Origin of the sequence: Actinoplanes sp. NPDC051513, assembly GCF_044454685.1 — a bacterium.
In the GTDB taxonomy this organism is placed as follows: Bacteria; Actinomycetota; Actinomycetes; order Mycobacteriales; family Micromonosporaceae; genus Actinoplanes.
The window spans coordinates 85,084-109,981 of record NZ_JBITDW010000029.1 but is presented as its reverse complement, the minus strand read 5'-3'; the positions used below and the strand labels follow the sequence as shown (position 1 = coordinate 109,981).

General features: G+C 71.4%; 20 protein-coding genes and 1 tRNA gene. 6 read left to right on the top strand and 15 right to left on the bottom strand.

What is annotated here, in order from left to right; all coding sequences use genetic code 11:
* Positions 1-159 precede the first annotated feature (159 nt).
* Positions 160-783, bottom strand: a complete 624-nt coding sequence (locus ACIA5D_RS44955; protein ID WP_396036800.1) for an ANTAR domain-containing response regulator — start codon at positions 781-783, stop codon at positions 160-162.
* A 126-nt stretch (positions 784-909) separates the two neighbouring features.
* Between ACIA5D_RS44955 and ACIA5D_RS44950 the strand changes: the two genes are divergently transcribed.
* The 3 genes from ACIA5D_RS44950 (at position 910) to ACIA5D_RS44940 (ending at position 2,343) form a co-directional block, all read left to right on the top strand.
* Positions 910-993, top strand: a tRNA-Leu gene (locus tag ACIA5D_RS44950).
* Positions 994-1,034: 41 nt separating this feature from the next.
* Positions 1,035-1,793, top strand: a complete 759-nt coding sequence (locus ACIA5D_RS44945; protein ID WP_396036799.1) for a transcriptional regulator — start codon at positions 1,035-1,037, stop codon at positions 1,791-1,793.
* 211 nt (positions 1,794-2,004) lie between these two features.
* A complete protein-coding gene (locus tag ACIA5D_RS44940) occupies positions 2,005-2,343 on the top strand; it encodes a hypothetical protein (RefSeq protein ID WP_396036798.1) in 339 nt (112 codons plus the stop codon).
* Between the two features lie 531 nt (positions 2,344-2,874).
* On the opposite strand, the gene ACIA5D_RS44935 is transcribed toward ACIA5D_RS44940, so the two are convergent.
* Positions 2,875-3,444: an RNA polymerase sigma factor gene (locus ACIA5D_RS44935; protein WP_396036797.1), complete on the bottom strand. Its 570-nt coding sequence runs from the start codon at positions 3,442-3,444 to the stop codon at positions 2,875-2,877.
* A gap of 179 nt (positions 3,445-3,623) precedes the next feature.
* Between ACIA5D_RS44935 and ACIA5D_RS44930 the strand changes: the two genes are divergently transcribed.
* A complete protein-coding gene (locus tag ACIA5D_RS44930) occupies positions 3,624-4,448 on the top strand; it encodes a hypothetical protein (protein WP_396036796.1) in 825 nt (274 codons plus the stop codon).
* Between the two features lie 41 nt (positions 4,449-4,489).
* Here ACIA5D_RS44930 and ACIA5D_RS44925 read toward each other — a convergent pair whose 3' ends face one another.
* From ACIA5D_RS44925 to gltB, 5 genes are all read right to left on the bottom strand, one after another.
* The gene (locus tag ACIA5D_RS44925; RefSeq protein WP_396036795.1) at positions 4,490-5,398 is read right to left on the bottom strand and encodes an acyl-CoA thioesterase; all 909 of its coding nucleotides are present in this window, start codon (positions 5,396-5,398) and stop codon (positions 4,490-4,492) included.
* 63 nt (positions 5,399-5,461) lie between these two features.
* Complete coding sequence (gene pyk, locus ACIA5D_RS44920; RefSeq protein ID WP_396036794.1) at positions 5,462-6,898, bottom strand: pyruvate kinase; 1,437 nt, start codon at positions 6,896-6,898, stop codon at positions 5,462-5,464.
* Positions 6,899-7,234: 336 nt separating this feature from the next.
* Positions 7,235-7,975, bottom strand: coding sequence for an MBL fold metallo-hydrolase (locus ACIA5D_RS44915; protein WP_396036793.1), 741 nt, complete (start codon positions 7,973-7,975; stop codon positions 7,235-7,237).
* Between the two features lie 121 nt (positions 7,976-8,096).
* On the bottom strand, positions 8,097-9,569 hold the full coding sequence (locus ACIA5D_RS44910) for a glutamate synthase subunit beta (RefSeq protein WP_396036792.1): 1,473 nt from the start codon (positions 9,567-9,569) through the stop codon (positions 8,097-8,099).
* Positions 9,562-14,103 carry a glutamate synthase large subunit gene (gltB, locus tag ACIA5D_RS44905; protein WP_396036791.1) on the bottom strand — a complete coding sequence of 1,514 codons (4,542 nt, stop codon included), beginning with the start codon at positions 14,101-14,103 and terminating at the stop codon, positions 9,562-9,564. The genes ACIA5D_RS44910 and gltB overlap by 8 nt, the downstream gene beginning before the upstream one ends.
* Positions 14,104-14,555: 452 nt before the next feature.
* On the opposite strand from gltB, the gene ACIA5D_RS44900 reads away from it, so the two are divergent.
* Positions 14,556-15,257, top strand: coding sequence for a GNAT family N-acetyltransferase (locus ACIA5D_RS44900; RefSeq protein WP_396036790.1), 702 nt, complete (start codon positions 14,556-14,558; stop codon positions 15,255-15,257).
* Between the two features lie 203 nt (positions 15,258-15,460).
* Here the strand turns inward: ACIA5D_RS44900 and ACIA5D_RS44895 are convergent, their stop codons facing one another.
* From ACIA5D_RS44895 to trpC, 7 genes are read right to left on the bottom strand one after another with little or no spacing between them, the layout of a single operon-like run.
* Positions 15,461-17,278: a glycoside hydrolase family 15 protein gene (locus ACIA5D_RS44895; RefSeq protein WP_396036789.1), complete on the bottom strand. Its 1,818-nt coding sequence runs from the start codon at positions 17,276-17,278 to the stop codon at positions 15,461-15,463.
* A gap of 34 nt (positions 17,279-17,312) precedes the next feature.
* Positions 17,313-18,290, bottom strand: coding sequence for a YhjD/YihY/BrkB family envelope integrity protein (locus ACIA5D_RS44890; protein ID WP_396036788.1), 978 nt, complete (start codon positions 18,288-18,290; stop codon positions 17,313-17,315).
* 17 nt (positions 18,291-18,307) lie between these two features.
* Positions 18,308-19,498, bottom strand: a complete 1,191-nt coding sequence (locus ACIA5D_RS44885; RefSeq protein ID WP_396036787.1) for an FAD-dependent oxidoreductase — start codon at positions 19,496-19,498, stop codon at positions 18,308-18,310.
* A 9-nt stretch (positions 19,499-19,507) separates the two neighbouring features.
* Positions 19,508-20,656, bottom strand: a complete 1,149-nt coding sequence (gene lgt / locus ACIA5D_RS44880) for a prolipoprotein diacylglyceryl transferase (protein ID WP_396036786.1) — start codon at positions 20,654-20,656, stop codon at positions 19,508-19,510.
* A 50-nt stretch (positions 20,657-20,706) separates the two neighbouring features.
* A complete protein-coding gene (trpA, locus tag ACIA5D_RS44875; protein WP_396036785.1) occupies positions 20,707-21,504 on the bottom strand; it encodes a tryptophan synthase subunit alpha in 798 nt (265 codons plus the stop codon).
* A complete protein-coding gene (gene trpB, locus ACIA5D_RS44870) occupies positions 21,501-22,742 on the bottom strand; it encodes a tryptophan synthase subunit beta (RefSeq protein ID WP_396036784.1) in 1,242 nt (413 codons plus the stop codon). Before trpB ends, trpA begins: the two co-directional genes overlap by 4 nt.
* The gene (gene trpC, locus ACIA5D_RS44865) at positions 22,739-23,542 is read right to left on the bottom strand and encodes an indole-3-glycerol phosphate synthase TrpC (RefSeq protein WP_396036814.1); all 804 of its coding nucleotides are present in this window, start codon (positions 23,540-23,542) and stop codon (positions 22,739-22,741) included. Before trpC ends, trpB begins: the two co-directional genes overlap by 4 nt.
* Positions 23,543-23,904: 362 nt before the next feature.
* On the opposite strand from trpC, the gene ACIA5D_RS44860 reads away from it, so the two are divergent.
* Complete coding sequence (locus tag ACIA5D_RS44860) at positions 23,905-24,186, top strand: hypothetical protein (RefSeq protein WP_396036782.1); 282 nt, start codon at positions 23,905-23,907, stop codon at positions 24,184-24,186.
* Between the two features lie 10 nt (positions 24,187-24,196).
* On the opposite strand, the gene ACIA5D_RS44855 is transcribed toward ACIA5D_RS44860, so the two are convergent.
* Positions 24,197-24,841: a TetR/AcrR family transcriptional regulator gene (locus ACIA5D_RS44855; RefSeq protein ID WP_396036781.1), complete on the bottom strand. Its 645-nt coding sequence runs from the start codon at positions 24,839-24,841 to the stop codon at positions 24,197-24,199.
* Between the last annotated feature and the right edge of the window lie 57 nt (positions 24,842-24,898).

Here is a 24,898-nt window from a genome sequence, read left to right as displayed (position 1 = left end):
ACTTGCGTGCACACACGACGACACTGCGCCCGTCATGGGGCGGGACGCTATCCCAGGTTCCGGGCCTGCCAAAAGACTTCGATCGGGCTTTCACCGAACCGTTACGTCTGCTCATTCCCAGGCAGGAGGAGGTGTTACAACATCAGCGTTACGGCGAGATCAACTCGTTGCCTGCGGCGCGCCCCCCGCCTCCTGACTCTCCGCCAGAATCCGGTCCGCCACCTCACGCATCGTCATACGATGGTCCATCGCCGTCCGCTGAATCCACTTGAACGCCTGCGGCTCGGTCATCTGGTACTTCGTCATCAGCTCGCCCTTGGCACGCTCCACCGACTTCCGCGTCTCCAGACGCTCGGTCAGACCGGCCACCTCCGACTCCAGGACGGAGATCTCCGAGTACCGCGACAGGGCGATCTCGATCGCCGGCACCAGGTCGGACTTCTGGAACGGCTTCACCAGGTACGCCATGGCGCCGGCGGCCCGCGCCCGCTCCACGAGGTCGCGCTGGCTGAACGCGGTCAGAATGACCACCGGCGCGATCCGGCCGCCCGCGATCCGCTCCGCGGCCGCCAGCCCATCCATGATCGGCATCTTGATGTCGAGGATGACCAGGTCCGGGCGAAGATCCTCGGCCAGGCGCACGGCGGTCTCGCCGTCACCGGCCTCCCCGACCACGTCGTAGCCCTCTTCGACCAGCATCTCGGCCAGGTCCAGTCGGATGAGGGCCTCGTCCTCCGCGATCAGCACCCGCTTGCGATCGGCCCCAGCCTGCGTGTCGGCCACGGAACCCCTACCCCCAACACTCCCGAAGTCGCGACACCCCGGTATGTGGGTGTCGCCGCCCTAAGCCTAGTAGGTAGGCTGTCCCTTGCTCGGGTCAGCGTGACCTTGTCACGCGTACTCGTGCACGCCGGGGTGGCGCAATCGGCTGACGCGGATGACTCAAAATCATTTGTCCGAAAGGACATGCGGGTTCGAATCCCGTCCCCGGCACAACACAAGAAATGTCGTACCCCTGTTCGAAGATGTGGGCCATGCATCCACCCCACATCCGCGAACACGCATTGAAGCTACGTGCGCAGGGCGTTTCCTTCGGCCAGATCTGCAAGACCCTCGGCCTGTCCCGAAACACCGTCGGCCATTGGTTCTACGGTGATCGGGCACGCCGTCGCGCCGAGTTGGACGCACTGCCGTCGAGATGTCCGCGATGCGCGAAACCACCGCGGGCGCCAAACGATCAAGAGTCCTATGCCTACCTTCTAGGCCTATATCTAGGCGACGGGCATCTCGTGACCGCGGCCAGGGTTCCCGTCCTCCGGGTCTTCTGTGCCGACGCGTGGCCCGGGCTGATCGACGAGTGTGCGGCCGCGATGCTCGCCGTCAACGCGCGAAGCGTCCAACGAGTACAGAAACAGGGCTGCGTCGGAGTGCAGAGCTACTCGCGACATTGGCCCTGCCTGTTGCCTCAGCACGGGCCTGGGCACAAACATCGTCGGCCGATATATCTTGCGTCCTGGCAAATACCGATCGTCGACCGGCACCCGGGTCAATTGCTGCGCGGCCTATTTCACTCCGATGGCTGCCGTGTAACGAATCGAATAAGGCGCGGCCATAGATCGTACGAATATCCGCGGTACAACTTCTCGAACGAATCGCACGACATCATGCGGCTGTGCCAGGAATCGCTCGACCGCCTCGATGTCAGCTGGCGGATGTGCCGTCCCAACATGCTGTCGGTGGCGCGGAGGGAGGCGGTGGCGCGGCTCGACGAGTTCGTCGGGCCGAAGTGGTGACGCGATGGCCGATCTTGCCCGATCCCACATCGGCCGGCGAAGCAAACGGGCGCGCTCCCGTCTCTCTCCGTGATTTTGACCTTGCGGGTAATCGGGGACGGGTGACGGGCGTGCGCTGACCGACCGTGCTCGCCCTCACCGGGCCGGCGGCGAAGGCGCGGGCGCTCCCGTCCGCGGCGGCGCGTTCGGGGGCACCGCGGTGGGTGGCGGCGTGACCGTCGATGGCGCCGCCTCTGGTGTTGTGGCGGTGGGCATCGTCGCTGTCGGTGGCGCGCCCGGCGGCGTGGCGGATCCGGGGCCGCCGGCGGGTGCCGGCGACCGGCCGGGCGCCGCGCTTCCGCGAGACGGCGGCGGCGTCGGTGTTCCGGCCGAAGGGGAGGCCGGGAGGGAGGCCGAGGGCGAGGCGGAGGCCGATCGGCGGAGTTCCGCGCAGTACCGGTCGACCGCCGCCTCTCCCCCGGCCGCGGTCACCAGCCGGCGCCTGTCCTCGCCGTTCAGCGGGCTCGCGCCACGAGGCGGGCTCGCCCCGCGAGGCGGGCTCACGGTGTGAGGCGGTCTCGCGCCGCGAGGCGGACTTGCGTTCCCGGGCGGGGTCACGCCGCGACTGCCGCCGGGCCAGGCGTCGCACCAGGCCAGGGCCGTGATGGTGGGGGTGGTGGAGGGGACGGGTTGCGGGGGGCCTGTTCTCGGCGCTGGTACGCCCAGCGCCGAGAACAGGCGGTGTGCGTGCTGCTGGGCTCCCTGGGGGAGGTTGCCGGTGCGGGCTGCGACGGCGGTTCCGGTGAAGGACAGGAGAGCCAGGCCGGCCGTGATGGTCACGACTGCGGTCCGCGTCCTTGCCGGGGTCCGGCGTGCGGCTCGGGCAGCACTTTTGCGGTGCGCGGTGAAGGCGGCGACCGCGGCCTTCTCGCCTCGGAGCTCGTCGGCCGTTGCCGGGGCGCATGCGGCGTCGAGGAGCTGCTGGAGCGGGACGTGTCCGGGGTGGTCGCCGGCGACCAGTTGGTCGGCCTCGGCGTGGCCGATGCGGTGGGTTCTTCGGGTGCGCATCGCATGGAGAAAAGCGCGCGGCGTCCGCATTTTGTTACACCTCCCCGGCCGACGCAGGTGCGGTTCGGGCACCTACCTGGGGGTGTGTGGCGAGGCGCCGGAGTCCGCGCATCGTGGCTATCCGGATGGCGCCGGGGCGTTTGCCGAGGATGTGGGCGGTGGTGGCGACGTCGAGGCCGGCGACGATGCGGAGCATGACGGCTTCGGCCTGGTCGGCGGGGAGGGTGGCGATGATGCGCAGCGCCCAGTCGGTGCCGAAGCCCTCGATGGCCAGGGTGGCGGCGTCGAGGGCGACGCCGTCGACGGCGGTGCCGGGCGCGACGAAACGGCGGCGGCGGAGGTCGAGGGCGCGGTGGCGGGCGATGCGGAAGAGCCAGCCGCGGAAGGCGGCGAGGTCGCCGGTGAAGCGGCCGAGGTCGCGGATGACGTGCAGCCAGGTTTCGCTGGCGGCGTCCTCGGCCTGGTCACCGATGACGACGCGCAGGTAGCGCAGGACGGCGGGCTGGAGTCCGCGCCAGAGCTGGGCGAACCCGTGTGGGTCTCCGTCCTGGGCGGCGTGGAGCGCTTGTTCGAGCTCTTGGTCGGCGGGGGTGGGGCGTCGCACGGGCGGGCTCCGGGGGTGGGCGGGTTGTGCGTGCCTTACCCCGTCGGCGGGCGGATCGAACACGACCTGGCGCACCGCTGTGAATCTGCGCGAACCGCCGGTCGGGTCGGGGCGCGGATGTTGTCATGGCAGGGACACCTTCGGCTGGAGGCCTCATGTTGTGGTCCGGTTCCTCACCCATGACGGTTGTGCGTGACAGCATGTGGGGTTTTCTGATGTTCGCGGGGGTCGCGTGGCTGGCGATCGCGTGGAGTGTCCTGCGGCTGGAGCCGGTGGATGTCGCGGCGGTGGCGGGGCCGGTGGTGTTGTTCGGGGCGTTGTGTGAGGCGGTCCGGGCGTTGGCGGGCACGCGGACGTGGTGGTTGAACGCCGGGATGTCGTTGTTGTTCGCGGCGACGGCGGGGGTGCTGCTGCTCGGTCGGGACGCGACGTATGCGACGCCGGCGTCGCTGGTGGGCTGGTTCCTGATGGTGCGGGGCGCGCTGGACGTCGCGGTGTCGACGATGAACCGGGGCACGGATCGGACCTGGGGGCTGGTGCTGGCGCTGGGGGTGACGCAGGTGGGGCTGGGTTTCTATGCGGCGGGACCCCTCGCGCGGGCGACCGATCCGGTGATTCTGGTGCTGGGCGGGGTGGGTGTGCTGCGCGCGATCGCGGATCTGGTGACGGCGCTGCGGTTGCGGGAGGTTTCCGGCGTACGCCATGAGGTTCTGCATCTGACGCCGGAGCGTGCGGCGGGCGTCGCGGGTTATTCGGCGGGTCTGACGGATTTCGAGGAGACGCCGCAGACCGCGCGGGCGAAGCATCGGGCCGGGCCGGGGCCGAAGACTTTCCACGACGAAGTGGTGCGGACGACGAAGGATCTGGACTCGATGATCGCGCAGGCGGGTGTGACGGGGACGGGCGCGGCGGCGGCTCATCGGGTGCCGGACGATCTGCCCCCGGTGCCGGACACGCCGGAGGGCGCCGAGGAGGCGGCCGTCGGCGACGAGAAGCATCACTGAGGAATGTGTCCCCGGCCCCGCCGGGTGGGATCCGCCAAAGGTCAGTCGCCGGACCGGGATCCCGCCGGGCGGGGCCTTTCCCCGACCCGGCGCAGCAGCCCTTCCTGGACGGCGCTGGCGATGTGCCGCCCGTCCTCGGTGAACATCCGCCCGGTGGCGAGCCCGCGGCTTCCGCTGGCGGAGGGGCTGGTGCAGTCGTAGAGGAACCATTCGTCGGCGCGGAACGGCCGGTGCAGCCACAGCGCGTGGTCGAGGCTGGCCCCGATCACCCCGCCGGGCCCCCACACCTCGCCGTGCGCGGACAGCACCGAGTCGAGCAGCGAAAGATCGGACGCATAGGTCAGCGCGCAGGCGTGAATCAGCGGGTCGTCGGGCAGATCCCCGTTTATCCGCATCCACACTCGCTGTTGTTCGCTGGCATCGCGGTCCCCGGGCGGCACCCAGCCCGGCACTCCGACGTATCGCACGTCGATGGCTTGCGGCGACGACGCGAAGATCCCCGCGCGCGAGGGATAGCGCCGTACCCAGTCGTCCATCGTCGGCACCGACGCGGGCCCGGGCACGTCGTGGGGCGCCGGCAGGTAGTGGTCGAGGCCTTCCTCCTGCACCTGGAAGGAGGCCGACATGAAGAAGATCGTCCGCCCGTGCTGCTGGGCCGTGGACCGCCGCACCGAGAACGACCGGCCGTCGCGGATCGTCTCGACGGTGAACTGGATGGGCTCGGTCGGGTCGCCCGGTCGTACGAAGTAGCCGTGCAGGGAATGCACGAAGCGGGACGGGTCGACTGTCCGCCCGGCCGCCACCAGCGCCTGGCCCGCGACCTGCCCGCCGAAGACGCGCTGCGCCCCCGTCTGCGGGCTCTCTCCCACGAACGTGGCCGCGTCGACCTGCTTGAGGTCGAGGATCTCGAGCAGCTGGTCGACGGCGGCCTGTCCGCGTAGTGGGGTCACGTCCCTGAGCCTAAGCCCGGGCCCAGGGACGACGAGCGGCCGAGCGCCGCGCGGTGCGAGCGATCACACGGTCAACGGGTCGACCAGCGAGCCGAGCTGGTGCACCCGCAGCGTGTTGGTCGAGCCCGGCGCGTTCGGCGGGGAGCCGGCGACGACGACCACGAAGTCGCCCGGCTTGGCCAGCCCGAGGCCAAGCATCTTGGCGTCGACCTGGCGGAACATGTCGTCGGTGTGCTGGACGAAGTCGGTCAGGAACGTCTCGACGCCCCAGCTGAGCGCCAGCTGGTCGCGGACCGCGGGGACCGGGGTGAACGCGTACAGCGGGAGCTCGCAGTGCAGCCGGGAGAGGCGGCGGACGGTGTCGCCGGTCTGCGAGAACGCGACCAGGGCCTTGGCGCCGATGTTGCGCGCGATCTGGGAGGCCGCCACGGTGAGGGCGCCGCCATGGGTGCGCGGGTCGTGCTGCAGGCGCGGGACCGGGATCGAGCCGCCCTCGGTGGTCGACACGATCTTGGCCATCGTGCTGACGGTGAGCACCGGGTACTTGCCGACCGACGTCTCGCCGGACAGCATCACGGCGTCGGTGCCGTCGAGCACCGCGTTGGCGACGTCGGAGGCCTCGGCGCGGGTCGGGCGCGAATTCTCGATCATCGATTCGAGCATTTGGGTGGCGACGATGACCGGCTTCGCGTTCTCGCGGCACAGCTGCACGGCGCGCTTCTGCACCAGCGGCACCTGGTCGAGCGGGAGCTCGACGCCGAGGTCGCCGCGGGCCACCATGACGCCGTCGAAGGCGAGCACGATCTGCTCGAGGTGGTCGACCGCCTCGGGCTTCTCGACCTTGGCGATGACCGGGACCGTGCGGCCTTCCTCGGCCATGATGGCGTGCACGAGCTTGATGTCGTCGGGCGAGCGGACGAACGACAGCGCGATCAGGTCGACGCCGAGGCCGAGCGCGAAGCGCAGGTCTTCCTCGTCCTTGTCGCTCATCGCGGGGACGCTGACGGCGACGTTGGGCAGGGAGACGCCCTTGTTGTTGCTGACCGGGCCACCCTCGATGACCAGGCAGCGGATGTCGTTGCCCTCGACGGCGGCGACCTCGACGGCGACCTTGCCGTCGTCGATGAGCAGGCGGTCGCCGACCTTGACCTCTTGCGGCAGCTTCTTGTAGGTGCACGACACCCGGTCGGGGGTGCCGAGGACGTCGTCGCTCGTGATGGTCACCAGGTCACCGGTGCTCCACACGTGCGGCCCGTTCGCGAACTTGCCCAGGCGGATCTTCGGGCCCTGCAGGTCGGCGAGGACGGCCACGGCCCGCCCGGTCTGGCGGGCGGCCTCGCGCACGAGGTCGTACACCTGCTGGTGGTCCTCGTGGCTGCCGTGGCTGAAGTTCAGGCGGGCCACGTCCATGCCCGCCTCGACGAGCCCGAGCATGCGCTCGGTGGATGCGGTGGCGGGTCCCATGGTGCAGACGATCTTTACGCGGCGTGTCACAGCCATCAGGCTAGTCTCTCTTTCGGATCGGCCCGCTGGCCGACCCCCGTCATGGGGATGAACGGTAAGCGTGGCCTTCCCACCAGCTGCTTCTGGCGAGCGCACTGCGCCTAGGGCGGGCTTCGACGACCGCGCGTGACAGCTTAATCGGTTCGCCCACCGTGGGTGCCACGACAACCCCCTATGGGGTACGAGGCATGGCACCGTGACAGACCGCAACGATGACCGCGCCCGCCGTGCGAGCGCGACCTGCGTGCGCGGAGACGTTCCGAGGCGAGTCTCGCGTGTCTGGGTGGCTGGCGTCCGGGTGGCTGGCGTCCGGGTGGCTCGCGTCCGGGTGGCTCAGGATGCGTCCCACTCGAGGCCCGGAACGGCGACCGTGATCGAGCCGTCGTAGGCAGTCGCCGCGGCTGTGCGGTGGGTCGCGGGGTCGCTGCCGGGCCACAGGTGGGTGAGCCACAGCGCTTTCGCGGCGGCCCGGGTCGCGAGCTCGCCCGCGTCGAGCGCGGTGCCAAGGTTGCCCACCATACGCGGCGGCAGCTCGGTCGCGTGGGTGGCCTCGGCGATCAGCAGGTCGGCCCCGCCGGCAAGCTCCGCGAAGGCCGCCTTGCCACCGGCGTCCCCGGTGTAGGCGACGCTCGCGCCGCCGGCCGTGATGCGCACCCCCGCGTTCGGCAGGAAGTGCGGCAGCGGCTGGGTGTCGACGGTGAGCGGCCCGATCGTGAGCCGCCCCGGCATCGGCAGGTCGTGCACCTGGTAGGCGCCGGCCAGGGTGGCCGGCGCGTCGAGCGCGAGCACCGCGTCCAGCGCCCCGGCCGGCGCGTGCAGCGGCAGCGGCCCCGGCACCCCGGTCATCGCCCGGGTCCGCAGCAGCGGGTGCAGGTCGGCGCAGTGGTCCGGATGCCCGTGCGTGACCAGCACCGCGTCCACGTCGCCGACCCCGACGTGGCCGAGCAGCGCCTGGTGTGTGGCGTAGCCCGGGTCGATGAGCAGGGTGAATCCTTCGTGCCGCAGCAGATATCCACTGCAACCACGCTCCCGCTCAGGAAACGCCCCGACGCCGCCGAGCACCGTGATCCGCATGGACCCACCCTAGCCAACCGCGCCCTTTGCTCTGCTCACCAAGACGCGCAGCACTGCCCACCAAGACGCGCAGCACTGCTCACCTGTCAGGCCCAGTGGGCAGGTGAGCAGAGCAAATGGGTCAGACGCCGAGGGGCTGGGCGCTGGCGCGGACGGGGGCCGGTAGCTCGCCCCTGGCGCCGAGGTAGTCGTGGATCGCGGCGGCGGCGGAGCGGCCCTCGGCGATCGCCCACACGATGAGCGAGGCGCCGCGGTGCATGTCGCCGGCGACGAAGACGCCCTCGGCGTCGGTCTGCCAGGTGTGGTCGGCGTCGAGCACGCCCCGCTTGTTGCGGGTGATGCCGAACTGCTCGAGCAGCGGCTGCTGCTCGGTGCCCTCGAAGCCGATGGCGAGCAGCACCAGGTCGGCGCGCAGGTCGCGCTCCGATCCCGGGGTGACGGTGACCGTGCGGACGCCGTCGACGCGCTCGACGACCACCTCGGCCACCCGGACCGCGGTGACGTTGCCCCGGTCGTCGCCGATGAACTCCTGCACGGCGACCCCGAAGACGCGGTCGCCGCCCTCCTCGTGGGCGGGGTAGTTGCGCAGGATGATCGGCCAGGTGGGCCATGGGTGCTGCTCGGCGGCCCGCGCCTCGGGGGGCAGTGGGTACTGGTCGAGCTGGATCACGTTGGCCGCGCCCTGCCGGTGGGCGACGCCCAGGGAGTCGGCGCCGGTGTCGCCGCCGCCGATGATCACGACGTGTTTGCCGGCGGCGTCGATCGGGGTCGTCTCCTGCAGGCCGGCGACGATCCGGTTGGCCGGGACGAGGTGCTCCATGGCCAGGTGCACGCCGTTCAGGTCGCGCCCGGGCGTCGACGGGGTGTCGCGGCCGGCGAGCGCGCCGGCGGCGAGCAGCACCGCGTCGAAGCGCTCGCGCAGGTCGTCGGCGGTGACGTCGGCGCCCACGTTCACGCCCGTCTCGAAGACGACGCCCTCGGCCTCCATCTGGGCGAGCCGGGCGTCCACGACGTGCTTCTCGATCTTGAAGTCGGGGATGCCGTAGCGCAGCAGGCCGCCGATCCGGTCGTCGCGCTCGAAGACCGTGACCGCGTGCCCGGCCCGGGCCAGTTGCTGGGCGGCGGCGAGGCCGGCGGGGCCGGAGCCGACCACGGCGACCTTGAAGCCGCTGGGGGCGGGCGCCGGCTGCGGCCGCACGTAGCCGAGATCGAACGCGTGGTTGGCGATCTCGACCTCGACCTGCTTGATGGTCACCGGGTCGTCGGAGATGCCGAGCACGCAGGCGGCCTCGCACGGCGCCGGGCACAGCCGCCCGGTGAACTCCGGGAAGTTGTTGGTGGCATGCAGCGACTCGGCGGCGGCCTGCCACGCCCCGGTGCGCACCAGGTCGTTCCAGTCGGGGATGCGGTTGCCCAGCGGGCAGCCCTCGTGACAGAACGGAATGCCGCAGTCCATGCAGCGGGTCGCCTGGTCGCGGATGAGATCCTCGCCGGCGGGCGGGTAGACCTCCCGCCAGTCGCGGATGCGCACCGGCACCGGGCGCCGCTTGGGCAGCTGCCGCTCGTAGCGGAGAAAGCCGTTCGGATCAGGCACTCTTGACCCCCATTACCGCCTCGTCGACATTGCGACCGGCGGCTTCGGCGGTCCTGATCAGTTCCATCACGCGCTTGTAGTCGCGCGGCACCACCGCGGTGAACCGCTCGACCGCGGCCGGCCAGTCGGCCAGGAGCTTGTCGGCGACCGCCGAGCCGGTCTCGGCCAGGTGCTTGCCGACCAGGCCGCGCAGCACGTTCTGCTCGTCGTCGGTGAGCGGGGTCAGGTCGACCAGCTCCGGGTTGACCCGAGTGGGCACCAGGTCGAGCACGAACGCGGTGCCGCCGCTCATGCCGGCCGCGAAGTTGCGCCCGGTCGGGCCGAGCACCACCACGGTGCCGCCGGTCATGTACTCGCAGCCGTGGTCGCCGACGCCCTCGACGACGGCCGAGGCGCCCGAGTTGCGCACCGCGAACCGCTCGCCGGCCCGCCCGCGCAGGAACAGCTCGCCGGTGGTCGCCCCGTACAGGATGGTGTTGCCGGCGATGATGTGGTCCTCGGCGATGAACGGCGCCGCCTCGTCGGGCCGCACGCTCACCCGCCCGCCGGAGAGGCCCTTGGCGACGTAGTCGTTGGTGTCGCCGATCAGCCGCAGCGTGACGCCACGCGGCAGGAAAGCGCCGAACGACTGCCCGCCGGTGCCGCGCAGGGTGAACGTGATGGTGTCGTCGGGCAGGCCGGCGCCGCCGAAGCGGCGGGTCACCTCGCCGCCGAGCATCGCGCCGACGCTGCGCTGGTCGTTGCGGACCGGCAGCTCCTCGCTGACCTTGTCGCCGCCGTCGAGCGCCGGCCGGGCCAGCTCGATGAGCTTGTTGTCGAGAGCCTTGTCGAGGCCGTGGTCCTGTTCGCGGATGCCGCGGCGGGCCGCGTCCTCGGGCAGGTCGGGCACGAACAGGATCGGCGACAGGTCGAGGCCCTGCGCCTTCCAGTGGTCGACCGCCGGGCGGATGTCGAGGACCTCGGCGTGGCCGATCGCCTCGTCGATGCTCCGGAACCCGAGGGCGGCCAGGTACTCGCGGACCTCCTCGGCGAGGAACAGGAAGAAGTTCTCGACGAACTCGGGCTTGCCGGTGAAACGCTCGCGCAGCACCGGGTTCTGGGTGGCGATGCCGACCGGGCACGTGTCGAGGTGGCAGACGCGCATCATGATGCAGCCCGACACGATCAGCGGCGCGGTCGCGAAGCCGAACTCCTCGGCGCCCAGCAGCGCCGCGACGATCACGTCGCGGCCGGTCTTGAGCTGGCCGTCGACCTGCACGGTGACCCGGTCGCGCAGCTTGTTGAGCAGCAGCGTCTGCTGCGCCTCGGCCAGGCCCAGCTCCCACGGGGAGCCGGCGTGCTTCAGCGAGTTCAGCGGGGACGCGCCGGTGCCGCCGTCGTGGCCGGAGATCAGGATGACGTCGGCCTTGAGCTTCGCGACGCCGGCCGCGACCGTGCCCACGCCGATCTCGCTGACCAGCTTGACGTGCACCCGCGAGCGCGGGTTGACCATCTTGAGGTCGTGGACCAGCTGGGCGAGGTCCTCGATCGAGTAGATGTCGTGGTGCGGCGGCGGGGAGATCAGGCCGACGCCCGGGGTGGCGTGCCGGGTCTTGGCGATCCACGGCCACACCTTGTTGCCGGGCAGCTGGCCGCCCTCGCCGGGCTTTGCGCCCTGCGCCATCTTGATCTGCAGGTCGTCGGCGTTCACGAGATACTCGCTGGTCACGCCGAAGCGGCCGGAGGCGATCTGCTTGACCGCGGAGCGCCGGGCCGGGTCGTACAGGCGCTCGACGTCCTCGCCGCCCTCGCCGGTGTTGGACTTGCCGCCCAGCCGGTTCATGGCGATCGCGAGGGTCTCGTGCGACTCCGCGGAGATCGAGCCGTACGACATGGCGCCGGTGGCGAACCGCTTGACGATCGCCTCGACCGGCTCCACCTCGTCGAGGGGAACCGGGGTGCGGTCCTTGAACTCGAACAGGCCGCGCAGCGAGCCCGCCTGCCCGGCGAGCTCGTCGACCTTCGCCGTGTACTTGCGGAACACGTCGTACTGCTTCGAGCGCGTCGCGTGCTGCAGCAGGAACACCGTCTCGGGGTTGAACAGGTGCAGCTCGCCCTCGCGGCGCCACTGGTACTCGCCGCCCACCTCGAGCCGCCGGTGGCTGCGCTCGGCCGGGTTCGCCGGGTACGCCTTCTCGTGGCGCGCCTTCACCTCGGCGTGGATCTCGGCGAGACCCGCGCCGCCGATCCGGCCGCTGGTGCCGGCGAAGTAGCGCTGCAGCAGCTTGTTGTCGAGGCCGACGGCCTCGAACACCTGAGCGCCGCAGTACGACGAGACGGTCGAGATGCCCATCTTCGACATGATCTTCAGGACGCCCTTGCCGAGCGCCTTGACGTAGTTGCGGACCGCGGCGCGCGGGTCGAGCCCGGCGAGCGGGCCGGTCGCGATCAGGTCGTCGACCGACTCGAAGGCCAGGTACGGGTTGACCGCGGCGGCACCGAAGCCGATCAGCGTGGCCGCGTGGTGCACCTCGCGGCAGTCGCCCGACTCGACGACCAGCGCCACCTGGGTACGGGTCTGCTCGCGTACCAGATGCTGGTGGACCGCCGCGGTGAGCAGCAGCGACGGGATCGGCGCGAGGTCGGCGTTCGAGTCGCGGTCGGACAGGACCAGGATGCGTACGCCGTCCTCGATCGCCTCCGACACGTGCCGGCAGATCTGGGTGAGCCGGGCCTTGATGCCCTGCGCGCCGTCGCGCAGCGGGTAGAGGCCGGACACCCGCACCGCCTTGAAGCCGGGCAGGTTGCCGTCCTCGTCGATCGACAGCAGCTTCGCCAGCTCGTCGTTGTCGATGATCGGGTAGGGCAGCACGATCTGCCGGCAGGACGCCGGACCCGGGTCGAGCAGGTTGGCCTCGGGGCCGATCGTGCCGCCGAGGCTGGTTACCAGCTCCTCCCGGATCGCGTCCAGCGGCGGGTTGGTGACCTGCGCGAACAGCTGGTGGAAGTAGTCGAACAGCAGCCGCGGGCGGGTCGACAGCGGCGAGATCGGCGTGTCGGTGCCCATCGAGCCCAGCGGCTCGGCGCCGGTGCGCGCCATCGGCGTCACCAGGATCTTGAGCTCCTCCTCGGTGTAGCCGAACACCTGCTGGCGGCGGGTCACCGAGTCGTGGGTGTAGATGACGTGCTCGCGCCGCGGCAGGTCGGCCAGGTTGATCAGCCCGGCGTGCAGCCACTCCTCGTACGGCTCGGCGGCGGCCAGCCCGGCCTTGATCTCGTCGTCGTGCACGATGCGGCCCGCGGCGGTGTCGACCAGGAACATCTTGCCCGGCTGCAGCCGGCCCTTCGCGACCACGGTGGCCGGGTCGAGATCGAGCACGCCCGCCTCGGAGCCCAGCACGACCAGGCCGTCGGCGGTGTGCCACCAGCGGCCCGGACGCAGTCCGTTGCGGTCGAGGACCGCGCCGATCTGGGTGCCGTCGGTGAACGCCACGGCGGCCGGGCCGTCCCACGGTTCCATCAGCGAGGCGTGGAACCGGTAGAACGCGCGGCGCTTGGCCTCCATCCCCGGGTCGTTCTCCCACGCCTCGGGGATCATCATGAGCATCGCGTGCGGCAGCGTGCGGCCGGCCAGGTGCAGCAGCTCGAGCACCTCGTCGAAGCTGGCCGAGTCCGACGCCTCCGGCGTGTTGATCGGGAACAGCCGCTTGATGTTGCCGGGCAGCACCGTCGACTGCAGCAGCGCCTCGCGGGCGGCCATCCAGTTCTTGTTGCCGCGAATGGTGTTGATCTCACCGTTGTGGGCGATGAACCGGTATGGGTGCGCCAGCGGCCACGACGGGAACGTGTTGGTCGAGAAGCGGGAATGCACCAGGGCGATCGCGCTGGCCACCCGCTCGTCGGTCAGGTCGGGGAAGAACTGCGGCAGCTGGTCGGGCGTCAGCATGCCCTTGTAGGTGATCGTCCGGCTGGACAGCGACGGGAAGTACGCGCCGACGCCCCGCTGCGACGACTCCCGCTCGGCCTGCTTGCGGATGGTGAACACGACCCGGTCGAGCTCGATGCCGGACAGCTGCTCGTCCTTGGGGCCGGCCGGGGTGTCGGTGAGCCGGTGCGCGGCCACGAACACCTGCTTGATCACCGGGCGGGCCTCGTCGGCGGTCGCGCCCAGACCCTCGGGTCGCACCGGCACGTCGCGCCAGCCGAGCACCTCGCCGCCCTCGACGAGCGCGTACTTCTCGAAGACATTGATCGCGCGGGCCGCGTCTTCGCCGTCGTTGGACAGGAAGACGAGGCCGGTCGCGTAGAAGCCGGCCTCGGGCAGGTCGAAACCGGCGACCGCGCGGTAGAACGCGTCCGGGACCTGGATGAGGATGCCGGCGCCGTCGCCGGTGTTGTACTCGGCGCCGCGGGCGCCACGGTGGTCGAGGCGGATCAGCGCCGACAGGCCCTTGGCGACCACATCATGGGAGCGGTGCCCATGCAGATCGGCCACGAAAGCCACACCGCAGGCGTCTCGCTCAGTCGACGGGTCGTACAACCCACGGCTTGGCATGCTGTCTTCCGCCGCGGGTCGGCTCGGTCCCTGGGGGTGCGGATATGCCACCGGGCCTCCTGTCGTCTCTGATGTTTCCTATCAAGGTCGGGACGACGTCGGCCCTGCAAAGTCTCTAGAGTCTACGTTAAGGGGCACCGATCTCCGCCAGTTCGGATGGATCACACTTGGATCGGGACGAACCGGCACGTATGGGAAGCAATTGCCAACAGGCGCGGCACTGCGCCATTCGGTAGTCTCGCGCGGTGGCGCAACCGAATTCCGACGTCTTCGTCAGGCTCGAGCGTTTCTATGACGCCCTCCCCCGACCCTACGCACGTGTGGAGGACTTCGGGGGTCTTGTGCTCTTCGTTCGCGAGGGCGAGGGGTGGCCCTATTACGCTCGGCCCCGGATAGGGGCGGGAACGCCGTCTGCCGCCGATATTACCGAGACTCGCCGCCGGCAGCGCGAGTTGGGGATCCCCGAGGCGTTCGAGTGGGTCCACGAGACCACACCCGACCTGCTCGCGGTGGCCCGCTCGGCCGGCCTCGACGTGCTGCTGGCCCCGCTGCTGGTGCTCGACCCGCCCGCCCTGCTGCCCGACCTGCCCGTCCCCGGCGCGACGATCGCCGTCCTGGACCCGGCCGCGCCCGCCTACGCCACCGACCTGGCCGTGTCACGGGCGGTCGCACAGCTCGCCTTCGGCAGCCCGCCCTCCGCGAGCCCGCTGGAGGAGGTCGCCGCGGCGGCCGCCGAGACCGCCCAGCCGCTCGAGTCCGGGCTGGTCACCGAGGTGGCCGGCCCGGCCGAGCGCGACGCGGCCACCGAGAAGCTCGGCGACGAGCTGGTCGAGGGCTTCCGCCGGCGCTCGGCGAGCGGCGCCTACGTGACGGCCGTGGTCACCTCGCCCGCCGACGGCATCGTGGCCACCGGCGCGCTGATGCGCGACGGCGACACCGCCGAGATCGCCGGCGTCGCGACGCTGCCCTCCGCGCGCGGCCGGGGCTACGCCTCCCAGCTCACGGCGCTGCTGGCCCGCCGCGCCCTGGCCGACGGTGTCTCGCTGATCTTCCTCTCCGCGGGCGACGACGACGTGGCTCGGCTCTACAGCCGGGTCGGCTTCCGCCGCATCGGCACGGCCTGCATCGCCGAACCGGCCGCCGCCGCGCTCTGACCTGGCCGCCGAGGACGCCCGGTCGCTGCGCCCGGTCGCTGGGCGCCGACGCGCCGGTGGTTGCGCGCCGGAGGCGCCCGGTCTTTGCGGCGGCCTGGCAACCAAGCCCGGCGGCGGCGCGATGGAACCGGGGACGGCAGCTGGCGTGGCCTTGCACGGCGGGTTCGCCGGGCCGCCCTCGTACCATATGGTGTTTTTGGCATTTAAAGGGTTTTATCCAACAACAGGGCCGCGTTGATCAGGGCCAGGTGGGTGAAGGCCTGGGGGAAGTTGCCGAGCTGTTCGCCGGTGAGGGCTATCTCCTCGGAATAGAGGCCCAGGTGGTTGGCGTAGGTGAGCATCTTGGCGAACGTCATCCGGGCCTCGGCGAGGCGGCCCGAGCGGGCCAGGGCCTCGGCGTAGTTGAAGGTGCACAGCGAGAAGGTGCCCTCCGATCCGCGGAGGCCGTCCGGTGAGGCCGCCGGGTCGTAGCGGTAGACGAGGCTGTCGGTGACCAGCTCGGTGGACATCGCGTCGAGCGTCGAGAGCCACATCGGATCCGTGGGCACCAGGAAGCCGGTGCTGGACATGCGCAGCAGCGAGGAGTCCAGGACGTCGGAGGCGTAGTGCTGGCGGAAGGCCTTGCGGCTCGTGCTCCAGCCGAGCTGCATGATCTGCTCGTAGACGGCGTCACGCTCGCGGATCCAGCGCGCGAGGGGCGCCGGGCGGCCGTGCTCGGTGGCCAGGCGGATGCCGCGGTCCAGCGCGACCCAGCTCATCAGGCGGCCGTAGGTGAAGTCCTGGCGGCCGCCCCGGGTCTCCCAGATCCCCTCCTCGGGCTGGTCCCAGTTCTCGCAGACCCAGGACAGCAGGTCGCTGATTTTGCGCCAGCCGCGCTGGCCGGCGGCCAGGCCCTGCTGGTCGGCGGTGTAGAGGCTGTCCATGGCCTCGCCGTAGATGTCGAGCTGGAGCTGGCCGGCGGCGCCGTTGCCGACGTGGACCGGCGCCGAGCCGCGGTAGCCCTCCCAGTGGTCCAGGACCTCCTCGGTGAGATCGCTCGTGCCGTCGACCCGGTACATGATCTGCAGTGGACCGCTGCCCTTGCCGTCGCCCTGCTCGTCGACCCGGTCGGCCAGCCAGCGGCCCAGGTCGGCGGCCTCGTCGGTGAAGCCGAGGCCGAGCAGGGCGTAGACGGAGAACGACGCGTCGCGGACCCAGGTGTAGCGGTAGTCCCAGTTGCGCTCGCCGCCGATCTGCTCGGGCAGGGCCGCGGTGGGCGCGGCGACCAGGCCGCCGGACGGGGCGTAGGTCATGAGCTTGAGGGTGATGGCGGAGCGCTCCACGGCCTCGCGCCACCGCCCCTGGTAGGTGGATCGGTCGAGCCAGGTGGTCCAGTAGTGGACGGTGTCGTCGAGCAGGCGGCGGGCCTCGGCCACGCGGACCTGGCGGATCGGGCCGGCCTTGCCGGTCTCGAGGATCAGGCCGCGCAGGTCGCCGGCGTGCAGGGTCACCTCGGCGTGGATGTCGCCGCCGTCGTCGGTCCAGGTGCGGGCCAGGCGCTCGTCGTGGGGCTCGCGGACCAGGTGGACGGTCATCGCCTCGGTGGAGGTCTCGAAGACGGCGCCGTCCTCCGTCATGTGGGTCTCGTGGGGCCGGCGGCCGTAGTCGAACCGCGGGGCGAGATCCACGTGGAAGGTCATGATGCCGCGGACGCAGCGGACCAGGCGGACCAGGCGGTGGACATCGGTACGGATTTTTCCGGATATTGGCATGAAGTCGATGACCTCGCCCACACCGGCCTCGGTCATGAACCGGGTGATGAGGATGGCGGTGTCGGGAACATACAACTGCCGCCCGGCGGAACTGCCGGGATTTATCCGGAAATAGCCGCCGGAATCGTGGTCGAGGATGGCGCCGAACACGCTCGGCGAGTCGAAGCGGGGCGCGCAGAACCAGTCGACCGACCCGTCGGTGGCGATCAGCGCGGCCGTCTGGAGGTCGCCGATCAGGCCGTGGTCGGCGATGAGCGGATAGTCAGCCATGTACCGAGCGTTCGGCCAGGCCCGGCGCCACGCATCATGCGCCGCGGATGACGCGCGACTCGACCACCTGCCCGGCGATGCGCTCCTGCTCCCGGGCCAGCAACGCCAGGGCCCGCTCGTCGGCCTCGGTGGGATCGGCCCAGTCGAGGGCACGCGGCCAGAGCCGGGCCTGCCGCACGGCCGCGGCCTCGGCCACCAGGACCAGGGCCTGGCTGACCAGGTAGAGCAGGGCGAACAGGCCCGCCACCGTGGCGAAGGCGCCGTAGACCGGGCCCGCCTTGCGCACCAGCGCGGTGAGCAGCGGCGCGCCCACGTGCAGCACGAGCGCCAGCAGCAGGGCGGCGGAGGCGGCGGCACGCCACAGCGCCGAGTAGGGCGCGCGGCGCAGCAGGAGGATGCGGACGCCGAGGAGCAGCACCGCGAACGCCGAGAATCCGGTGCCGAGCGCGGCCAGCAGGCGATCGGGGACGCCAAGGCCCGGCAGCGCGGCGCCGGCCACCGTGAGACTTCCGCCGGCCACGACGCCGGCCAGCAGCAGGAGCACGACGCCGACCACCCGCAGGTAGGCGCCGACCGGGGTGGGCAGGTCGCGCATGCGGACGCCGGCCACGTGGTTGACGGTGCGGTAGGCGGCGTAGACCACGCCGGTCGCCGAGTAGAGCAGGCCGACCGCGCCGATCACGAAGGCCGCCGGCGAGGTGGGCAGGGCGGCCGCGGCGTCGTCGACGGTGGACTGCAGCGCGGGCGGGACGATCGCGGTGATCAGGTTGTGCCGCAGCTCGGGGTCGGTGGCCAGCAGCCGGGAGATCACCGCCACGCCCAGCAGCAGCAGCGGGAACAGGCTGAGGAAGCCGTAGTACGTGATCAGGGCGGCGTGCCGGGGGCCGTCGTCGTCGAAGTACTTGCGGATCACCGCGTGGGGGAAGCCGGCCCAGGCGTGCGCCCGCTGGAACCGGTCGAGGCGGGCCAGCACGCTGTCATCGTCGGCGGTCCGGCCCGGGCCTGGTGTCATCCGGGTGGGATGAACCGTCACTCCGGCGGCAGCCAGTCGGCCGGCCCGTGGGCGTGGCCGCCGAGGATGCGCGGGCGCATGTGGTTGAGGGCGGCGTCGCGAGCGCGCAGCGCGAGCCGGCCGCGGGCCTGCACGACCGCCGACATGCGGCGGGTCTGCCGGACCACGCTGGTGGTGCGGGGGCGGCGCAGCCGGCTGTACGCCTCGATGGCCGCCACCAGGGGCTCACCGGGCGCGGCGTCGGCGACCAGCGAGCGCAGCGTGGCCGCGTCCTCGAAGGCGAGACAGGCGCCCTGGCCGAGGTGGTGGGGCATGGCGTGGGCGGCGTCGCCGAGCAGCACCACGCCGCCGCGGCCGGAGCGGAACCCGTACGCCCGGGGCAGCGGCCGCAGCTCGCGCACCTCCTGCGGCACCAGGTCGTCGGCGTCGGTCGCCTCGAGCAGGTCGCCGACCGGCGGGTGCCAGTCGGCGAACCAGCGGCGCAGCAGCGCGAGCTGGGTGGCGGGCGGCTCGGGCCGGGGCGCGCCGGCCGCGGTGGCCACCCAGTAGATGCCGCCCTTGCCGGCGGCCCGTTCGCCGAGCGGCATCGAGACGAACCGGTAGCCGGCGCCGAGCGTCTCGCCGCCGGCCTTCTGCTCCGCGGTCAGCCGGGGCGCCCGGTACGCCGGAATCACCGCCTGCCAGGCCGCGAAGCCGGAGCCGACCGCGACCGACTCGGGCGCGAGCGCGCGGCGGACCGGGCTGTCGATACCGTCGGCGGCCACCACCAGGTCGGCCTCGATCTGGGTGCGGCCGTCGCCGACCGAGGGGCGCCGGCCGGGGCCGGTGCGTACCGAGGTCACTTCGAAGCCGGTGCGGATCTCCACCCGGTCGCCGAGGCCGGCCACCAGCGCGTCGTACAGGTCTTCGAGGTGGACGACCGCGGGGGCCGGGCCGGCGCCGACCCGGGTGCGGGGCTCGATCAGCCACTGGCCGTCGGGGCGGCGCACCCCGCCGTCGGGCAGCGGCGCCGCGATCGCCGACCATCCGCCGTCGGGGTCGAGCGCCTGCAGGGCGCGGCGCCCGTTGGACCAGAGCACCAGCGCGGTGGGCGGGGCGGCGACCCGCTCACCGCGCTCGAGCAGGATCACCTGCCAGCCGGCGCGCGACAATGCGCCGGCGGTGGCCAGACCCGCCATCCCCGCGCCCACCACCACGGCCGTGCGCACGGCCGCGCGTCAGTTCTCGTCGGCGGGGCGCTTGTCCACTTCGGCGTCGCCGCCGGTGGCGCCGTCGGGGCCGTTGGTTGCGGCCGCTCCGGTGGCCAGGACGGCCTCGGTGTTGCCCGCGGGGCCGGCCGGGTCGTGTTCGGCCGGGTGCCCGCCGGCCGCTCTCTCGAGCGCTATGTCTTCGGGGGTGTCAGGTGGGAGAACACCGGTGCTCCGGTACGCCTCGAAACGGGACTCGCTGACGACCTGGTAGGCCTTCGGCGCGCGGTGCGGGCCCTCGGCCTGCTCGCCGGCTTCCTCCGCGGACGTGGGGGCGTCGTCGGGCACCACGTACGCCCGGGGACCGCGCACGATCACGAAGTACGCCAGCGCGGCCACGAACACGATGATCGCCACGAACACGTTGAGCCGGATGCCGAGGATGTGGTTGGCCTCGTCGATGCGCAGCATCTCGATCCAGAAGCGGCCCGCCGTGTACGCCATCACGTACAGCGCGAACGCCCGCCCCCGGCCGAACTTGTACTTGCGGTCGAGCAGCCAGACGAGCACCGCCGCCCCGATGTCCCACACTGCCTCGTAGAGGAAGGTCGGCTGGTACAGCCCGGCCTTGGTGACCGGCTCGCCGTCGATGGTCAGCGCGTGGCCCGGGTTGTTCTGGTCCATGTCGTGCACGCGCAGGCCCCAGGGCAGGGTGGTGGCCTTGCCGTAGAGCTCGTTGTTGAACCAGTTGCCGAACCGGCCGATCGCCTGCGCGACCGGCAGCCCGGGCGCCAGCGAATCGGCGAAGACGCTCAGCGGCAGGCCCAGCTGGCGGGCGGCGATCCACGCGCCGAGCGCGCCGCCGGCCACCGCGCCCCAGATGCCCAGGCCGCCCTTCCAGATGTACAGGGCGTCGATCGGGTGCCCGCCGGAGCCGAAGTAGTCCTGCGGGGACGTGATCAGGTGATATATGCGGGCGCCGATGATGCCGAACGGCACCGCCCACACCGCCATGTCGAGCGAGGCCCAGTGGGCCACGCCGCGGGCACGCAGCCGATACTCCATGATGAGGACGGCGGCGACGATGCCCAGGACGATGCAGAGCGCGTACGCCCGGATCGGCAGGCCCAGCACGTGCCAGACTGACGTCGTCGGGCTCGGAATCGCGGCAACTATCACGGGTGCACACGCTACCGTCGCGACGCCCGCGGCGGACTACCAGGGCACGCCTACTTTTCGCGTACTCCTTCGGCCAGCTCCGCGCTGAGCGCACGCAGCCGGGCGAGGCCCGTCGCGCGGTCGGGGGCGTCGAGAACACAACGGATCAGGGCGCTGCCCACGATCACCCCGTCGGCGAACGCGGCCACCTCGGCGGCCTGCTTGCCGTTGCCGACGCCCAGGCCCACCCCGACCGGCATGTCGCGATCGGCGTGCCGCACGCGGGCGACCAGGTCGGGGGCCTGCCGCGACACCGAGGTGCGGGCGCCGGTGACGCCCATCAGCGCGGTGGCGTAGACGAAGCCCCGGCAGTTCGCCACGGTCATCGCGATCCGCTCGTCGGTCGACGACGGCGAGACGAGGAACGTGCGGTCGATGTGGTGCTCGTCGGACGCGGCGATCCACTCCTGCGCCTCGTCGGGGATCAGATCGGGGGTGATCATCCCGGTGGCGCCGGCCGCGGCGAGGTCGCGGGCGAACGCGTTCACGCCGTACTTCTCGATCGGGTTCCAGTAGGTCATCAGCACGACCGCGGCGCCGGCCTTGGCGACCTGCTCGATGATGTGCAGGGTGTCGCGGGTGCGGACGCCGGCGGCCAGGGCGATGTCGCTCGCCTTCTGGATCACCGGGCCGTCCATCACCGGGTCGGAGTAGGGCAGCTCGACCTCGATGACGTCGCAGCCGGCCTCGTGCATGGCGATCATCGAGGCGATGCTGTCTTCCACGGTCGGGAAGCCGGCGGGCATGCACCCGACCAGGACGGCCCGGTTCTCGGACTTTGCCTTATAGAAAACGTCCGAAATGCTCACTCTTGTTCTCCGGGAACCAGGGTCTCGGTCTCGTCGAGAATGCCGAAGTAGGCGCCGGCCGTGTGCACGTCCTTGTCGCCGCGACCCGAGAGGTTGACGAGGATGGTCGGCTTGCGCCCGATCTCTTCGGACAAAGCCGGGATTATGCGCACAGCGCCGGCGAGGGCGTGCGCGCTCTCGATCGCCGGGATGATCCCCTCGGTGCGGCACAGCAGCTGGAACGCGGCCATCGCCTCGGCGTCGGTCACCGGCTCGTAGGTCGCCCGCCCGGTGTCGTGCAGCCAGGCGTGCTCGGGTCCGACGCCCGGGTAGTCGAGGCCGGCCGAGATCGAGTGCGACTCGACCGTCTGGCCGTCCTCGTCCTGCAGCACGTACGTGCGGGCGCCGTGCAGCACCCCCGACGAGCCGCCGGTGATCGACGCCGCGTGCCGCCCGGTCTCGACGCCTTCGCCGCCGGCCTCGAAGCCGTACAGCCGGACCTCTTCGTCGGGCACGAACGCGTGGAATATGCCGATCGCGTTGGACCCGCCGCCCACGCAGGCCGCGACCGCGTCGGGCAGCCGGCCGAGCATGTCGAGGGACTGGGCGCGGGCTTCGTACCCGATCCCGCCCACGAAGTCGCGGACGATCTCGGGGAACGGGTGCGGCCCGGCCGCCGTGCCGAGCAGGTAGTGCGTGGTGTCCACGCTGGCCACCCAGTCGCGCAGGGCCTCGTTGAGGGCGTCCTTCAGCGTGCGCGAGCCGTTGGTCACCGGGATGACCGTGGCGCCGAGCATCCGCATGCGGGCCACGTTGAGCGCCTGGCGCTGGGTGTCCATCTCGCCCATGTAGACGACGCACTCGAGGTCGAGCAGGGCCGCGGCGGTCGCGCTGGCCACGCCGTGCTGGCCGGCGCCGGTCTCGGCGATCACCCGCGGCTTGCCCATCCGCTTGGCGAGCAGGGCCTGGCCGAGGACGTTGCGGACCTTGTGGGCGCCGGTGTGGTTCAGGTCTTCGCGCTTGAGCAGGATCTCGGCGCCGACCTTCGCGCTGAGCCGGGTCGCGCGGTAGAGCAGCGACGGCACTCCCGCATAATTTTTCAGCAAATCAGCGAATTCGGCCTGGAATATCGGATCCGTCTTGGCTGTCCGATATACCGCATCCAGCTCGTCGAGCGCCCGCACGAGCGCCTCGGGCACGAACCGACCGCCATACCGCCCGAAATGCCCAGACAAGTCGGGCAAGGTCGGGGCGCTCATCGCACCGGCCTCGGGGTCGCGGGGTGGTTGCCGGCGTTGACCAGCTCGGCCACCGCGTCCCGGGGCGACTTCTGCGTCACGAGCCCTTCTCCCACCAGCACGGCGTCGGCCCCCGCCGACGCGTACCGAATCAGATCGTGCGGTCCCCGCACCCCCGATTCAGCAATTTTCACGACATTATTTGGCAAACCGGGCGCGATCCGCTCGAACACCGACCGGTCCACCTCGAGGGTGCGCAGGTCCCGGGCGTTCACCCCGATCACCTTCGCGTTCGCCTCCAGCGCCCGATCGGCCTCTTCCTCGTTGTGCACCTCGACCAGCGCGGTCATGCCCAGCGACTCGATCCGCTCCAGGAGGCCCACGAGAACGTTCTGCTCGAGGGCGGCCACGATCAGCAGCACCAGATCGGCGCCGTGCGCGCGGGCCTCATGCACCTGGTACGCGGAAACCACGAAGTCCTTGCGCAGCACCGGGATCCGCACCGAGGCACGCACCGCCGCCAGGTCGTCGAGCGAGCCGCCGAACCACCGGCCCTCGGTGAGCACGCTGATGCAGCGGGCGCCACCCGCCGCGTACTCGCCCGCGAGCTCGGCTGGATCGGGGATGTCGGCGAGCGCGCCCTTCGACGGCGACGACCGCTTCACCTCGGCGATCACCGCGACGCCGGGCTTGCGCAACGCCGCGTAGGCGTCGATCGCCGGCGGCGCCGTCGCCGCTGCCTCCCGAACCCGCTCCAGCGGCACCCGCTCCTGCCGGGCCGCCACGTCCTCGCGCACTCCGGCGAGAATCTCCTCCAGCACGTTCTGCGGTCCGCCAGTGCCCGCTTCCGCCTGCTGATCGGATGTCACGAAATGACTCCCCTCTCCGGGTGTCCTCCGCCCGATGCTAGGAGGTGGCGGTCCTCGGCAAGCCCCCGGGGTATGGCGCGCCTCACGAGGTGGGCTGCGGCATAATGCCGCCTGCCCACGCATCTTGTCACCTCAATCACAGGTGTCGCACGGGTCTGCGCTGCGGCACCTCATCTGATCGGTGGATACCACGGCGCGTTGACGGCATCGTCACGCCTTGGAAATACGGCCCCGCGATCCTGGATTCGGGGCACACTTGCTTCCGGAGTTTTCCCCGACGCGACCAGCCGAGAGTGATCGACGTGGAGTTGACCGTGACCGATAGAAGGCCCGCCCCGGAACAGCCGGCCGGCATCGCAGCCGTCTCCCGAGCCGTCGTCTCCGCGGCCGCCGATCTCGTCACCAACGTGCAGCGCGCGGTGGTGGGCCCGGCGAACGTCCGCACGGCCCGCGACAACGCCTGGGACGCCATGCTCGCCGATCGCGCCCGCAACCAAGCCCGCGCCGACCTCACCCGCGAGGTGGCCGCTCTCGTCGCGGCCCGTCCCCCGCGGTCGCGCAAAATTGCCAAAACCCCTCATATCGTACGAGGCTGAGCGCCCACCCTCACGTCGGCGTCCCGAGGTGCGCGATCAGCCGTTTGAGCTGCTCGATGTAGGCCTCGCGGAACTCCGGCGACTCGGGTGACATCCCGGTGAAGTCCTCGGCGAACTGGGCCAGCACCATCGGCGCCAGTGCCGCCCCGAACAGCGCCAGCTGCAGAAACCCGGGGTCGAGGTCGGGATCGATCTCCCCCGAGCCCTGTCGCGCGCGCAGGTCGTCGACCATCGCCCGCCGGTACTCCCGGTCGCCTTCGTCGCGCTCGCGCTCGTCGCGCTCGCGCTCGTCGCGCTCGCCCGACAGAGCCTGCCAGATCAGCAGCCGCACCCAGTGCCGCTGCTCGGCGCCCACCCGCACGAACGCCGCCACCACGTCGCCGATCGGGGCGCCCGGCGGGTTGAGGCGCGCGCTCATCCGGCACCATCGCTCGATCAGCTCCCGGTACAGCCCCGCCTTGCCGTCGAAGTAGTACGAGATCAGCTGCTGGTTGACTCCCGCGCGCCGGGAGATCGCGCCGATCCGCGCCCCCGCGAACCCGTTCTCCCCGAACTCGACGAGCGCCGCGTCCAGAATCCGCTCCCGGGTCCGGTCGGCGTCCCGCACCCGTCCGCCCGCGGACGGCGAACGCCGCGGTCTCCGCTCCTCAACCACGTTCGTGACCCTATCAATCAAACGTTTGGTTGACAGAGTCATGCGTTCGAGTGACGC

Bases quoted from the DNA above. Each gene is read 5' to 3' on its own strand.
- ACIA5D_RS44890 (WP_396036788.1), bottom strand. From the start codon at position 18,290: ATGACACCAGGCCCGGGCCGGACCGCCGACGATGACAGCGTGCTGGCC.
- ACIA5D_RS44945 (WP_396036799.1), top strand. From the start codon at position 1,035: ATGCATCCACCCCACATCCGCGAACACGCATTGAAGCTACGTGCGCAG.
- gltB (WP_396036791.1), bottom strand. From the start codon at position 14,103: ATGCCAAGCCGTGGGTTGTACGACCCGTCGACTGAGCGAGACGCCTGC.
- ACIA5D_RS44930 (WP_396036796.1), top strand. From the start codon at position 3,624: ATGACGGTTGTGCGTGACAGCATGTGGGGTTTTCTGATGTTCGCGGGG.
- trpB (WP_396036784.1), bottom strand. From the start codon at position 22,742: ATGAGCGCCCCGACCTTGCCCGACTTGTCTGGGCATTTCGGGCGGTAT.
- ACIA5D_RS44915 (WP_396036793.1), bottom strand. From the start codon at position 7,975: ATGCGGATCACGGTGCTCGGCGGCGTCGGGGCGTTTCCTGAGCGGGAG.
- pyk (WP_396036794.1), bottom strand. From the start codon at position 6,898: ATGGCTGTGACACGCCGCGTAAAGATCGTCTGCACCATGGGACCCGCC.
- ACIA5D_RS44895 (WP_396036789.1), bottom strand. From the start codon at position 17,278: ATGGCTGACTATCCGCTCATCGCCGACCACGGCCTGATCGGCGACCTC.